General features: G+C 73.6%; 9 protein-coding genes. 6 read left to right on the top strand and 3 right to left on the bottom strand.

What is annotated here, in order from left to right; genetic code table 11:
* Positions 1 to 29: 29 nt before the first annotated feature.
* The 3 genes from AB0N76_RS16650 to AB0N76_RS16640 all read left to right on the top strand — a co-directional run bounded on the left by AB0N76_RS16650 (position 30) and on the right by AB0N76_RS16640 (position 6,404).
* Positions 30 to 3,008: a BTAD domain-containing putative transcriptional regulator gene (locus AB0N76_RS16650; RefSeq protein ID WP_363557656.1), complete on the top strand. Its 2,979-nt coding sequence runs from the start codon at positions 30 to 32 to the stop codon at positions 3,006 to 3,008.
* Between the two features lie 639 nt (positions 3,009 to 3,647).
* Positions 3,648 to 4,415 (top strand): class I SAM-dependent methyltransferase, encoded by a 768-nt coding sequence (locus tag AB0N76_RS16645; RefSeq protein ID WP_363557654.1) that lies wholly within the window; start codon positions 3,648 to 3,650, stop codon positions 4,413 to 4,415.
* Positions 4,416 to 4,508: 93 nt separating this feature from the next.
* Positions 4,509 to 6,404, top strand: a complete 1,896-nt coding sequence (locus AB0N76_RS16640) for a SpoIIE family protein phosphatase (protein WP_363557652.1) — start codon at positions 4,509 to 4,511, stop codon at positions 6,402 to 6,404.
* 57 nt (positions 6,405 to 6,461) lie between these two features.
* Here AB0N76_RS16640 and AB0N76_RS16635 read toward each other — a convergent pair whose 3' ends face one another.
* Positions 6,462 to 8,672, bottom strand: a complete 2,211-nt coding sequence (locus tag AB0N76_RS16635; RefSeq protein ID WP_363557650.1) for an MMPL family transporter — start codon at positions 8,670 to 8,672, stop codon at positions 6,462 to 6,464.
* Positions 8,673 to 8,855: 183 nt separating this feature from the next.
* On the opposite strand from AB0N76_RS16635, the gene AB0N76_RS16630 reads away from it, so the two are divergent.
* On the top strand, positions 8,856 to 9,479 hold the full coding sequence (locus AB0N76_RS16630; protein WP_363557648.1) for a TetR/AcrR family transcriptional regulator: 624 nt from the start codon (positions 8,856 to 8,858) through the stop codon (positions 9,477 to 9,479).
* 16 nt (positions 9,480 to 9,495) lie between these two features.
* Here AB0N76_RS16630 and AB0N76_RS16625 read toward each other — a convergent pair whose 3' ends face one another.
* Positions 9,496 to 10,449: a LysR substrate-binding domain-containing protein gene (locus tag AB0N76_RS16625; protein ID WP_363557646.1), complete on the bottom strand. Its 954-nt coding sequence runs from the start codon at positions 10,447 to 10,449 to the stop codon at positions 9,496 to 9,498.
* Between the two features lie 189 nt (positions 10,450 to 10,638).
* Between AB0N76_RS16625 and AB0N76_RS16620 the strand changes: the two genes are divergently transcribed.
* Both AB0N76_RS16620 and AB0N76_RS16615 read left to right on the top strand, forming a co-directional pair.
* Positions 10,639 to 11,190, top strand: coding sequence for a peroxiredoxin (locus tag AB0N76_RS16620; protein WP_363557644.1), 552 nt, complete (start codon positions 10,639 to 10,641; stop codon positions 11,188 to 11,190).
* A gap of 3 nt (positions 11,191 to 11,193) precedes the next feature.
* Entirely contained in the window at positions 11,194 to 11,736 is a 543-nt protein-coding gene (locus tag AB0N76_RS16615; protein WP_363557642.1) for an alkyl hydroperoxide reductase, read from the top strand.
* A 77-nt stretch (positions 11,737 to 11,813) separates the two neighbouring features.
* On the opposite strand, the gene AB0N76_RS16610 is transcribed toward AB0N76_RS16615, so the two are convergent.
* Positions 11,814 to 13,220, bottom strand: a complete 1,407-nt coding sequence (locus AB0N76_RS16610) for an AI-2E family transporter (protein ID WP_363557640.1) — start codon at positions 13,218 to 13,220, stop codon at positions 11,814 to 11,816.
* Positions 13,221 to 13,353 lie beyond the last annotated feature (133 nt).

Genomic DNA, 13,353 nt, shown 5'->3' with positions numbered 1-13,353 from the left:
AAATCGACACCAGGCCATCGGGGGACTTCATGGAGTTTCGGGAGACGCCGCCCGCGTCGGCGCTGCGCTTCCAGGTACTCGGTCCGGTCCAGGCCTGGCTCGACGGCAAGCAGCTCGCCCTCGGATCACCGCAGCAGCAGGCCATCCTGACCACGCTCCTGCTGCACGCCGGCCGCCCGGTCACCACCCAGGACCTCGTCGACGGCCTCTGGGGCGACCGCCCGCCCACCCAGGCCATCGCCGCGCTGCGCACCTACGTCTCCCGGCTGCGGACGGTGATCGAGCCCCGCCGCGAGGTCCGCGCGCCCGCCGAGCTGCTGGTCTCGGTCGCCGACGGCTACGCCCTGCACATCCCGGGTGAGGCCCTCGACGTGACGGTCTTCGAGCACCTCGCCGCCGAGGCCGCGACCGCCCGCGGCGCCGGCGACCTCGACAACGCGCACCGGCTGCTGGTCCGCGCCCTGGGCCTGTTCAGCGGCCGCCCGCTCACCGGCGTCCCCGGCCCGTACGCGGACGCCCAGCGGCTCCGGCTGGCGGAGCGCCAGGTCTCGGTCGCCGAGGAGCGGTGCGCGGTCGCCCTGGAGATCGGCCTGCACGCCGAGGTGGTCGGCGAGCTGAACTCGCTCACCGCCGAGCACCCGCTCCGCGAGCGGCTGCGCGAACTGCTGATGCTCGCGCTCTACCGCTGCGGACGGCAGGCGGAGGCGCTCGGCGTCTACACCGACACCCGCAAGCTGCTGATCGACGAGCTGGGCGTCGAGCCGGGCACCGGGCTCTCCACCATGCACTCGCGGATCCTCGCCGCCGACCCGAAGCTGACCCTCCCGGTCGTCGCCCCGCCCGCGGCCGCCGTCCGGGAGGAGGGGCCGGCCGCGCCGCCGGCCCCGGCCCAGCTGCCCGCCGACGTCTCCGACTTCAGCGGCCGCAACGAGATGGTGGCCGACCTCTCCGCCGTCCTGATGAACGCCACCGGCCAGGCCGTGGTCGTCACCTCGCTGGCCGGCATCGGCGGCGTCGGCAAGACCACGCTCGCCGTGCACGTCGCCCACCGGGTCCGCGCGGAGTTCCCGGACGGTCAGCTGTACGTCGACCTCCGCGGCGCGGGCGCCTCGCCGGCCGACCCGGCCGTGGTGCTCGGCGACTTCCTGCACGCCCTGGGCGTCACCGACAACCCCGACTCGCTGGAGCAGCGCGCGGCCCTCTACCGCTCGCTGCTCGCCAGCCGGCGGATGCTGATCCTGCTCGACAACGCCCAGGACGCCGACCAGATCCGGCCGCTGATCCCCGGGGTCTCCAGCTGCGCCGTGCTCGCCACCAGCCGCTCCCGGCTGGCCGGCATCCCCGGCGCCCACCTGGTGGACGTCGAGGAGCTGACGCCGGAGGAGGCGCTGGCGCTCTTCTCCGCCATCGTCGGCGAGCAGCGGGTGGCCGCCGAACTCGACGCGGCGATGGCCGTGGTGACGGCCTGCGGCTTCCTGCCGCTCGCCGTCCGGATCGCCGCCGCCCGGCTCGCCAGCCGGCCGCGCTGGAGCGTCTCGGACCTCGCCCGGCGCTTAGCCGATCAACGGCGCCGCCTCGACGAACTGCAGCTGGGCAACCTCGCCGTGGAGACCACGATCGGGCTCGGCTACGGACAGCTCTCCCCCACCGAGGCCCGGGCCTTCCGCCTGCTCTCGGTGGTGGACTCGCCCGACCTGCCGCTGGCGGCGGTGTCGGCGCTGCTCGGCGTGGACGAGAACGAGGCGGAGGACCTCGCCGAGGCGCTCGTCGAGGCCAACATGCTGGAGACCTTCTCGCCGGGGCGCTACCGCTACCACGACCTGCTCCGGCTGTACGCGCAGCGGCAGAACGAGCGGACCGGCGACATCGAGGAGCAGCAGGCCGCCGTCCGGCGCGTGCTCGACGTGCTGCTCGCGACCGTCCGCAACGCGGCCCAGGCCATCGAGCCCGACGACCAGCTGCCCGAACCCCTGATCGCCCCGGAGTCCGACGGCATCGCGCTGATCACCAACGGGTACGCCCGGAAGTGGCTGCGGGCCGAGACCGCCCTGCTGCTCAGCACGGTCGAGGCCGCGGTCCAGGGCCCCGGCTGCCTGCTGCGGCCCGCCGTCGACCTGCTGATCATCCTCGGCAGCCTGGTGGAGGACCCGACCCACGGGGCGCGCGTCCGCCAGATGCTGGAGGCGGCCGAGCAGAACGCCGGGGAGTACCAGGACTCGGCGGCGCTCGCCCGGGTGCACTTCGCCTTCGGCACCCTCCAGTCGATCACCAACGACTTCCAGAGCGCCGAGCAGTCGCTCCGCAAGAGCCTCGGTCTCCAGGACGCGGACGACATGACCGTCCTGCAGTCCATGGCGGCCAACGACCTCGGGATCGTCCTCAGCCTCGGCAACCGGCCCGCCGAGGCGCTGCCCTTCTTCGAACAGGCCCTCGCCATCAGCCGGGTGGTCGGCGCCCCCATCGGCGAGGCGCGGCTGCTCGGCAACATGGCCCGCGCACAGCTCGGCCTCGGCATGATCGAGACCGCCGTCCGGTCCGTCACCGAGGCCGTCGCGACGGCGCGCGCGTCGAAGAACGGGCCCTGCCTCGCCGACACCCTCTACCAGCTCGGCGTCGTGCTCTCCTCCGCCGACGCCCCCGGTACCGCCGTCGAGCACCTGCGCGAGTCCCACCGGCTCTACCAGTCGCAGCAGAACCGCCTGCGCGAGGGCTACACGCTCGCCCGGCTGTCCTCCTCGCTGCTCGCCGCCGGCCAGCAGGCCGAAGCGGCCGAGGCGGCGGAGGAGTCGCTGGTGATCGGCCTGGAGATGGACTCCGCCTACTGCCAGGGCCTGGCCAATGCCGCGCTGGGCGAGGCGTTGCTCGGCCTCGCCCAGCCCGCACGTGGCCTGGCGTGTCTGCGGGAAGCCCACGCCGTCTTCACGCGGCTCGGTGTGCCGGAGGCCTCCCCCGTTGCGGACCTCATCTCCCAGCAGCACACCGAGCCCTTCCCTCCCCCCGCGCCGTAGGCCCCCGTCCCCCGTGCTCCCCCCTGGAGGCCCTCCCCCGTGAGCGTTCGGTGCTCCCGCAGCCCCCCGGCTGCGGGAGCACCCTCAACGCTTCCCCGGCGCTGGACTCCACTGTGCACCGCGCCGATTGACGTTCGATAAACGTCGGATTGTCAGCCCGCAGATCGATGAAACCGCAGGTCGGAACGGTCACGGTAGCCGATCGGGCGGCGTGCGGGGGCTGATCGCACCACCCCGGGCCGCGCCCCGTGCTTCCGGGGAGGGGGGTGGCGTCGGCCAAGCGTCACGAGTTGGCCGGAAACGGACCCCATGGTGGAGTGATCACGCTTATTCTCGGATGCCAGTACACACACGAGTGCACTTCTCCGGCGGAGCATCGGGAAAAGGCCGCGCGGCCGCGCTCCCACGGTGCAGAGTGTCTCTGTGCAAAGAGTCTGTGCAAAGTGTCAGGGTGCAGTCAGAGCAATCAGTGCCGTCAGTTCAGTCAGCGTGACAGTGCAGTCAGTGTGACGCGGGGAGCGTGACGTACCGCCACCGGCAGCGGGCCGGCGGGGCAGCGCGGGCGCCGGGAGGACGGCGGCCCGGCCTCGCGCTTCGTCCGGCCGACCGGAGGCCCGGGTGGAAAGGTGCCTCTCAATCGTGACGACCGGACAGATATCCGACCCGTTCCCCATCGACGAGGACGCGGGCGGTGACGGCGGGTCCGACGTCCTGCGCCGACGGGCCGAACGCGCCCTCCAGGCCGTCGCCTTCGACACCATCGGCACCGGCTACGCCGAGGCGTTCCCCGCCAAGGACGGCCAGCTGGCCTGCGGCCGCCGTCTGCTGGCCGCGCTGGAACCGGGCGCCGCCGTGCTGGACGTCGGCTGCGGCAGCGGCGAGCCGACCGTCCGGCAGCTGACCGCCGCCGGGATGCGGGTCACCGCGGTGGACCTGTCGGACGTCATGCTGACGCTGGCCCGGGAGGCCCGCCACCCGGGGCCGTACCCGCCGGTCCTCCACCGCATCGACATGTACGACCTGGCCACCGAACGCGCCGACCGGGCCTGGAACGCGCCGGAGCTCGGGCCCGCCGGCCGGGGCACCTTCGACGCCGTGACCGCGTTCTTCTCGCTGATCCTCCTCCCCCAGGACGAGGTCCCCACCGTGCTCGCCCGGCTGCGCGCCCTGCTGCGGCCCGGCGGGCTGCTGGCGCTCGGTATGGTCGAGGCCGATCTGGACCACGTTCCGCTGCCGTTCCTCGGGCGGGAGCTGCGGATCAGCGGGTATCTGCGGGAGGATCTCGAACGGGTCCTGGTGGCGTCCGGATTCGCCGTCGAGGAGCAGGAGGGGCGTCCGTACGCGCCGGCCAGTACCTCGCTACCGCCGGAGGAACAGCTGTTCCTCTGTTGCCGCCGGGTCGGCTGACCGCCGGACGGACCGACAGGCGACAGCCAGCCAGAAGACAGCCAGACCACAGACCGTACCGATCAGACCGTACCGATCCCAGGACAGGCACCCGTGCGCGACCAGCTCAAACCCGAGGCCGGACAGCCGCCTGCCCTGCCCACCCCGCGCCAGCCGCCCCCACCACCACCCTCGCCACCGCCACCGCCACCGCCACCGCCACCACAGCAGCAGCAGCAGCAGCCGGAACGGCAACAACCCGACCGGGTCGCCGAACGGCTCGCCTACCTCGACTCCGCGACCCGCCGGGTCAACAGCGCGCTCGACCTCGCCGCGACCCTGCGCAACATCTGCCGCGTCCTGGTGCCGGCCCTCGCCGACGCCGCCGTCGTCCACCTGCGCGACCCGCTGCCCAACGTCGAACGCGAACCCGGCTTCCCCGAGCAGCTGCGGATCCACCACAGCCACGGCACCCGGCTGGGCCGCCGCGGCCGCCCGGCCGGCGACGACCGCCGCGACCGGTACGGCGACCGCTACGGCAGCCGGTACGGCGCCCGCTCCACCGCCGACACCGGCCCGCCCACCCCGGTCACCCGCGGCGGCGCGCTCGCGCACACCCTGCTCAGCCGCCGCCCCGCCGAACCGGTCGTCCTCGGCACCGCCGGCGACAGCGGCAGCGCCCGCACCACCGAACTGCTCCGCGAGCTGTACGGCGCCCGCGGCCTGGCCCGGCTCAGCCCGGGCACGTCCGTGCTCGCCCTGCCGCTGCGCGGCCGCAAGACCGTCCTCGGCCTGCTGGTGCTGATCCGGCGGCCGCCCGAGAAGACCGGCCGCCCCGGCTTCGACGCCACCGACACGGCGACCGCCGCCCACCTCGCCACCCAGGCCGGGCTGGCCATCGACACCGCCCTGCGGTACGCCCGCGAGTGGGAGATAGCCAACGAGCTCCAGCGCAGCATGCTGCCGCTGCGGCTGCCCCAGCCGCACGGCGTCCGGCTGGCCCAGCGCTACCTGCCCGGCGAGCGCGGCGCCCAGGTCGGCGGCGACTGGTACGACGCGGTGCCGCTGCCCGGCAACCGGGTGGCGCTGATCGTCGGCGACGTGATGGGCCACTCGCTCACCTCGGCCGCCATCATGGGCCAGCTGCGCACCAGCGCGCAGACCCTGGCCGCGCTCGACCTGCCGCCGCACGAGGTGCTCTACCACCTGGACGAGCAGGCCCAGCGACTCGGCCGCGAACAGCACCTGGCGACCTGCGTGTACGCGGTGTACGACCCGATCGCCAACCGGGTGGTGCTGGCCAACGCCGGGCACGTGCCGCCGGTGCTGGTCCAGCCGGACGGCACGGCCGAGCTGCTCGACCTGGAGGCGGGCGCGCCGATCGGCGTCGGCGGGGTCGACTTCACCTCCGCCGAGCTGCCCGCGCCGCCCGGCTCGGCCCTGCTGCTGTTCACCGACGGCCTGGTGGAGACCCGCAACCGGCCGCTCAGCGACGGGCTCGAACTGCTCCGCGCCCGGCTGGCCAACGCCCACCGGCACTCGCCGGAGAACCTCTGCCAGGAGGCGCTGCGGATCCTGCCGCCCGGCGACCGGGGCGACGACATCGCCCTGCTGGCCGCCTGCTTCGACGGCATCCCGGCCGGGGACGTCGCGCACTGGTACCTCCAGCCGCGCAACGAGACGCCGGGACGGGCCCGTCGGCTGGCCGCGCACACGCTGCGCCGCTGGGGGCTGGAGGAGCTCACCGAGGCCACCGAACTGATGGTCAGCGAGCTGGTCACCAACGCCGTCCAGCACGCGACCCGCCCGGTGACGCTGAGCCTGGTCCGCACCACCCGGCTGCGCTGCGAGGTGGGGGACGACAGCCCGCTGCTGCCCCGGCCGCGCCGGACCGGGCCGGACGACGAGCGCGGGCGGGGGCTGCAGATAGTGGCCCGGTGCGCCGAGCGCTGGGGCGCGACCCGGCTGGGCACCGGCAAGGTGGTCTGGTTCGAGCAGCGGCTGCCGTGACGACGTCCGACGGCTCCCGGCTTTCCGGCCGGGAGCCGTCGGACGCTCGACCCGTACTCAGACCCGCTCGGGCACCTTCGCCGACGGCTCCTCCGCCGCCGACCGCTCCAGCCGGGCCATCAGCTGCTCGCCCTCCATGTCCACCCGCGGCACCACCTTCTCCAGGCTCTTCGGGAACCACCAGGCGGCCTTGCCGAACAGCGCCATCGCGGCCGGCACCAGGGCCATCCGCACCAGGAAGGCGTCGACCAGCACGCCCACGGCCAGCGCGAAGCCGATCGGCTGGACGATCGGGTCGTGGCCGAAGACGAAGGAGCCGAACACCGCGATCATGATCAGCGCGGCCGCGGTGACCACCCGGGCGCCGTTGCGCACCCCGGCCACCACCGCCTCGCGCGGCGCCATGCCGTGCACGTGGTGCTCCTTCATCCCGGAGACCAGGAACAGCTCGTAGTCCATCGCCAGCCCGAACAGCACGCCGATCAGCAGGATCGGCACGAAGCTGACCACCGGGCCGACCTTCGGCACGTCGATCAGGCCGTCCAGCCAGCCCCACTGGTAGACCGCGACGACGGCGCCGAGCGAGGCGGTGATGGAGAGCAGGAAGCCGGCCACCGCCTTCAGCGGCACCAGGATCGAGCGGAAGGCGAGCGCCAGCAGCACCATCGCGATGCCCGCGATCACCGCGACGAACGGCGGCAGCGCGTCGCCGAGCTTGGCGGAGACGTCGATGTTGGCGGCGGTGGTGCCGGTGACGTCGATCCGCGCGCCGGTCTCGGCCTTCAGGGCGTCGCGCTGGTCGCGGATGTCGGTGACCAGCTGCCGGGTGTCGGCGTGGTCCGGGCCGGTCTTCGGGATGACCGGGAGCAGCGCGGTGCGGCTCGCCTGGTCCACGGTCGGCGGCAGCAGGGTCCGCACGCCGGGCAGGGCGGTCAGCTTGGCGGCGACGCCCTCGACCGCCTGGTCCGGCCGCTCGGCGCCGGTGGCGTCGACGACGACCACCAGCGGGGCGTTGAAGCCGGGGCCGAAGCTGTGGTCGACCAGGTCGTAGGCGGTGCGGGCGTCGGTGCCCTTGGCCTGTGAGCCGCCGCCGGGCAGACCGAGGGTCAGGCTCGCGGCGGGCACCGCGAGGGCGACCAGGGCGGCGAGGCCGGCCAGCAGCACGGCGAGCGGACGGCGCACCACGAAGGCGCCCCAGCGCTCCCCGAGGGTGGCGCGTCCCGGGGTCTTCGGCCCCGCGGCCGTCAGCGCGCGCCGCCAGACCGGCAGCCGGTCGATGGCGCGGCCGGCGAAGCCGAGCAGGGCGGGCAGCAGGGTGATCGCGACCAGCACCGCGACCACCACGGCGCCGGAGGCGGCCAGGCCCATGACGGTGAGGAAGGGCACGCCGGCGACGGCCAGGCCGGCCAGCGCGACGACGACGGTGAGGCCGGCGAAGACCACCGCGCTGCCGGCGGTCGCGTTGGCCCGGGCGGCGGCCTCGTCCGGCTCCAGGCCCTCGGCGAGGTGGCGGCGGTGCCGGGAGACGATGAACAGGGCGTAGTCGATGCCGACCGCGAGGCCGACCATCAGCGCCAGCACCGGCGCGGTGGAGATGATCTCGAACGAGCCGGACAGGGCGAGCAGGCCGGCCATCGCCACACCGACCCCGACCAGGGCGGTGAGCAGCGGCAGTCCGGCGGCCACCAGCGAGCCCAGGGTGATCACCAGGACCAGGCCGGCCACCACCAGGCCGACCGCCTCGCCGCCCTCGACCTGCGCCATCTTGTTGTAGGCGTCGCCGCCGAAGGCGACCGTGAGGCCGGCCGCGCGGGCCGGTTCGGCGGCCGCCTTGACCGCGTCGCGCTGCTCGTCGGTGATGTCGCCGAGCTTGCGGTCGAAGGAGACCAGGCCGAGCGCGACCTTGCCGTCCGGGGAGAGCGCCTGGGTGGCGTACGGGTCGGGGGCGGCCGCGACGCCGGGGACGGCGGCGATCCGGCCGACCGCCTCGGTGACGGCCCTGGCGGTCTCCGGGGCGGTGATGCCGCCGGGCCCGTCGGTGGCGAAGACCACCTGGGCGGAGCCGTGGCCCTGCTCGGGGAAGGTGCCCTGGATGCGGTCCAGGGTGGCCTGGGCCTCGGTGCCGGGGACCTTGAACTCGTCGCTGGTCTTGCCGGCGAAGGCCCCGGCGGCACCGCCGACCGCGATCAGCAGGGCGAGCCAGACGGCGAGGACGGTCCGCCGTCGGCGGAAGCAGAGGCGGCCCAGGCGGTACAGGTACGTGGCCATGCGTGCACCTTCGATCGGGTCGTTCGGGCAGGCGGTGGTGCGGGACGCGGTCGTCCCCGGTGGTCGTCCCACCGTCGTCCCACCACCGTACGCGCAACATTGTCAGGTGACAAAGTCGAACGACGCGAACGTTCGACGAGATCGTTCGATCTGGTTGCCCGAACATGGCGATACCCTGGCCCAATGGCTCACGTCCCCGCCTCCGAACGGCGCCCCCAACTGGTCCAGGCCGCCATCGACCTGATGGCCCGCGAGGGCATCGCCGCGGGCAGCACCCGCGCGATCGCGGCCGAGCTGGGCGTGGCGCAGGCCACGGTGCACTACACCTTCGGCACCAAGAAGGACCTCTACCGGGCCGTCATCGAGCAGCTGACCAGCGAGGTCATCGCCCAGGTGCGGGCCTCCGCACCGGCCGAGGGCCCGTTCGGCGAGCAGATCCGGACCATGGTCTACGCGCTCTGGGACAGCACCGTCGGCGAGAGCGACAAGTGCGCGCTGATGAACGAGTTCGCCGCGCTGGCGATGCGCGACCCGGACCTGCAGGAGATCATGCGGGCGCTCCAGCACGAGATGGAGTCCACCGCCACCGAACTGCTCACCGGGCTCTCCGCCGCCCACGCGCAGCCGCTGGCGCTGCCCGCGCACGAGATCGCGGTGCACTTCCTGGCCGGGTTCGACGGGCTGACCGAGCGCTACCTGGTGTTCAAGGCCACCGGCGAGCAGTCCCGGGAGGAGTCCCTCCGGGCGCTCGACCTGCTGGTGGCCACCACGATCGGCCTCTGCCTGGGCACCGCCGCGCAGCCCTGACCCCCCGGGGCCGGTCCTACGGGTGCACGATCCGGACCGGCAGCTCGGCCAGCACCTCGCGCAGCGAGGCCGCGAACCGGTCGTACTCGCCGCCGCGGGCCGACCCCGGCCGGGTGGCGAGCCCGATCCGGCGGCCCGGCGACGGGGCGGCGAACCGCACCGCGGCCAGCCGGTCGGTGCGGCCCGCCTCGACGTCCAGCGCGGTGGCGGGCAGCAGGGTCACCCCGAGGCCGCCGGCCACCAGCTGCACCAGGGTGGAGAGCCCGGCCGCCCGGGTGGTGGAGCCGCCCGGGTCGGCGCCGACCTCGCGGCAGATGTCGAGGGCCTGGTCGCGCAGGCAGTGGCCCTCCTCCAGCAGCAGCACGTCCAGGTCGAGCAGGACGTCGCGCGGCACGTCGACCCGGCCGGCCAGCTCGTGGTCGGGCGGGGTGACCAGGACGAAGTCCTCGTCGAACAGCGGGACGTCCCGGGTCGGCGCGGACCCGCCGGCCGGCAGCGCCAGCAGCAGCACGTCCAGCCGTCCGGCGGCCAGCCCCTCCAGCAGCGAGGGCGTCCGCTCCTCGTGGACGTGCAGCTCCAGCTCCGGGTAGCGGTCGCGGACCAGCCGCAGCACGGTCGGCAGCAGGTACGGCGCGACGGTCGGGATGACGCCCAGGTGCAGCGGCCCGGTGAACGGGCGGCGGGCGGCCTCCACCTCCTCGGTGAGGGCCTGCAGGGAGGCGAGCACCCGGCGCGAGTGCTCCAGCACGCGCTCCCCCAGGGGAGTGATCATCACCCTCCGCGTCGTACGCTCGACCAGCTGCGCGCCGAGTGACTCCTCCAGCGCCGCGACCGCCCCGGACAGGGCCGGCTGGCTCGTCCCGGTGGCCGCCGCGGCCTCCCGGAAGTGCCGGTGCTCGGCCACCGCGACGAAGGCCCTGAGCTGGGCGACGGTGGGCGTGCGGGGGCTGCGCGACGTGGCGCTCGCCACAGTCGCGTCGGGTTTACGGGCGGGGGCCCTGCGACGAGCGGGGCCGGAGGGGGGCGTGGGGGTATTGATAACAACCTCCGATCGGACACATCGAGTGTAGCTATTTCCCTGATCAGTCCACGATGTGGAATGGTTGAGCCTGCTCCGCAAACCGGACAAACCTTCCAACCCCTTACCAGGAGAGCACGCATGCTTACGATCGGTGACCAGTTCCCCGCTTGGGCCCTCAAGGGCGTTGAAGGCCCGTCCGCCGACAAGCTGGAGTTCAAGGACTACTCGTCGGAGGACCGGAAGGGCTGGTCGGTCGTCTTCTTCTGGCCGATGGACTTCACCTTCGTGTGTCCGACCGAGATCGCCGCGTTCGGCAAGCTGAACGAGGAGTTCGCCGACCGTGACGCCCAGATCTACGGCGTCTCCGGCGACTCCGAGTTCGTGCACCACGCCTGGCGCAAGGACCACAAGGACCTGGCCGACCTGCCCTTCCCGATGCTGGCCGACATCAAGCACGACCTGATGCGCGCCTGTGGCGTCGAGGCCGCGGACGGCACCGCCCAGCGCGCCGTCTTCATCGTCGACCCGAACAACGAGGTCCAGTTCGTCATGGTGACCGCCGGCTCCGTCGGCCGTAACCCCAAGGAGGTCCTGCGGGTGCTGGACGCCCTGCAGACCGACGAGCTGTGCCCGTGCAACTGGAACAAGGGCGAGGACACCCTCGACGCCCAGGCCCTCCTGGCGGGCTGACCCATGGCCCTCGACGACCTGAAGTCCGCCCTCCCGGACTACGCCAAGGACCTCAAGCTCAACCTGGGCTCGGTCATCGGCAACTCCGACCTCCCCGCCCAGCAGCTCTGGGGCACCGTGCTCTCCTGCGCGATGGCCACCCGCAGCCCCGCGGTGCTGCGCGAGCTGGAGCCCGAGGCCAAGGCCAACCTCTCCCCGGAGGCGTACACCGCCGCCAAGGGCGCGGCCGCGATCATGGGGATGAACAACGTCTACTACCGGACGCTGCACCTGCTCTCCGACAAGGAGTACAGCAGCATGCGGGCCGGCCTGCGGATGAACATCATCGGCACTCCGGGCGTCGAGAAGATCGACTTCGAGCTGTGGTGCTTCGCGGTCTCCGCGATCAACGGCTGCGGCCAGTGCCTCGACTCGCACGAGGCCGTCCTCCGCAAGGCCGGCGTCGACCGCGAGGTCATCCAGGCCTCGATGAAGATCGCCGCCGTCCTCCAGGCCGTGGCCGGCGTCCTCGACTCCGAGGCCGCCCTCGCCACCGCCACCGCCTGACCCCCAGCCCCACCCGAACGGGCCCCGCTCCCCGGACTCCCCAGTCCGCGGCCGGGGCCCGTTCGCGTGTTCGGGCGCTAGGGGGTCGGGGGTGGGGTGCGGGTGGCGGCTTCGCGGGCGGCTTCGAGGGCGGTGAAGACGGCCTGGCCGGCCTCGTTGCGGCGGCGGAGGTGGGTGACCACGGTGTTGGTGACGGCGATCAGGGGGACGGCGACGATGGCGCCGCCGATGCCGCCGATGATCGAGCCGGCGGCCACGCCGAGGACGACGCCGAGCGGGTGGACCCGGACGGCGCGGCCGAGGATCAGCGGCTGGAGGATGTGGCCCTCGATCTGCTGGACGGCGATCAGCACCACCAGCACCATCAGCGCCGTCCACGGGGTCGTGGTGACCAGGGCGATCAGGACCGCGACCGTCCCGGTGACCAGCGCGCCCACCAGCGGGACGAAGGCGCCGAGGAAGATGATCACCGCGAGCGGCAGCGCCATCGGCACCCCGAGCAGCTGGATCCCGATGCCGATGCAGACCGCGTCGATGAAGGCCACGCAGACCGTGCCGCGGACGTAGGCGGTGAGCGTCGCCCAGGCCTTCGGCCCCGCGCCCGCCATCGCGTAGCGGGAGTGCCGGGGCAGGCCGCGCAGCGCCCAGTTCCAGATCCGCTCGCCGTCGTAGAGCAGGAAGAAGGTGGTGAAGAAGGCCAGCAGCACGGTCGTCAGCACCTCGACGGCGATCTGCGCGCCGGTGATGCTGGCGGAGGTGATCTGCTCGGTGTTGGTGCTGATCGCCTTGGTGATCTGGTTGGCGAAGTCGGTGATCTGCTGCTCGGTCAGGTGCAGCGGCCCGGTGATCAGCCAGTCCCGGAGCTGGTCGACACCGGCCTTCACCTTGCTGGTGACGGTCTCCAGGTTGGTGCTGACCTGCCAGACCACGAACCAGCCGACCAGGCCGATGCCGGCCAGGCCGCTCATGAACACCCCGCCGGCGGCCAGCGAGCGCGGGACGCCGTGCCGGCGCAGCCAGGAGACGGTGGGTTCGAGCAGCGCGGAGATCAGCAGCGAGGCGAGCACCGCGAAGGCGACCAGCCGCAGCATGTCGACGATGTAGAAGACGACGTACAGCGCGCCGCCGAGCAGCAGCAGCCGCCAGGTGGACTCGGCGGCGACCCGCAGTCCCCAGGGCACCGCCTCGGCCGGGGTGGCGGGCCGGCCGAAGTGGCCGTGCGAGGTGTGGACGGCGGGGGCGGTGGGGACCGCGGCCGGAGCCGGGGCCGGCGCGGCGGCCGGAGCGGACTCCTCGCGCGGGCCGGGCAGGGCCGTGGGAGCCGGGGCCTCGGCGGGCACCGGTGACGGGTCCGCGGGCAGCGCGGGTTCGTGGAAGTCGGCCGCCATCGCGGCGCGCCGGCGCCGTTCGATCACGGCGGCCGCACTCGCCACCACGGCCACTCCCTTGGCCACGGCCTTGAAGGCCTTTCCGCCCCGCGCCATGCTCGCTACCACTTCTCCCCGCCGGAGCCGCCCGGTCCGGCGGCACGCCGTGGGTCGCGCCACGGCCGTCAGGGATGACGCTACCCGGCCGGGGCGCGGTGAGTCCGCCGCACGAGCCGGATCTTCCCGGTGG

This window comes from Kitasatospora sp. NPDC093806 (assembly GCF_040683335.1).
In the GTDB taxonomy this organism is placed as follows: domain Bacteria; phylum Actinomycetota; class Actinomycetes; order Streptomycetales; family Streptomycetaceae; genus Kitasatospora.
Note: the sequence above shows the minus strand (reverse complement) of the source record. Positions and strands in the feature narration are given on the sequence as shown.

What these genes read in the sequence shown, in the direction of transcription:
- AB0N76_RS16615 (WP_363557642.1), top strand. Translation starts at nt 11,194, where the DNA reads ATGGCCCTCGACGACCTGAAGTCCGCCCTCCCGGACTACGCCAAGGAC.
- AB0N76_RS16610 (WP_363557640.1), bottom strand. Translation starts at nt 13,220, where the DNA reads ATGGCGCGGGGCGGAAAGGCCTTCAAGGCCGTGGCCAAGGGAGTGGCC.
- AB0N76_RS16620 (WP_363557644.1), top strand. Translation starts at nt 10,639, where the DNA reads ATGCTTACGATCGGTGACCAGTTCCCCGCTTGGGCCCTCAAGGGCGTT.
- AB0N76_RS16635 (WP_363557650.1), bottom strand. Translation starts at nt 8,672, where the DNA reads ATGGCCACGTACCTGTACCGCCTGGGCCGCCTCTGCTTCCGCCGACGG.
- AB0N76_RS16630 (WP_363557648.1), top strand. Translation starts at nt 8,856, where the DNA reads ATGGCTCACGTCCCCGCCTCCGAACGGCGCCCCCAACTGGTCCAGGCC.
- AB0N76_RS16650 (WP_363557656.1), top strand. Translation starts at nt 30, where the DNA reads ATGGAGTTTCGGGAGACGCCGCCCGCGTCGGCGCTGCGCTTCCAGGTA.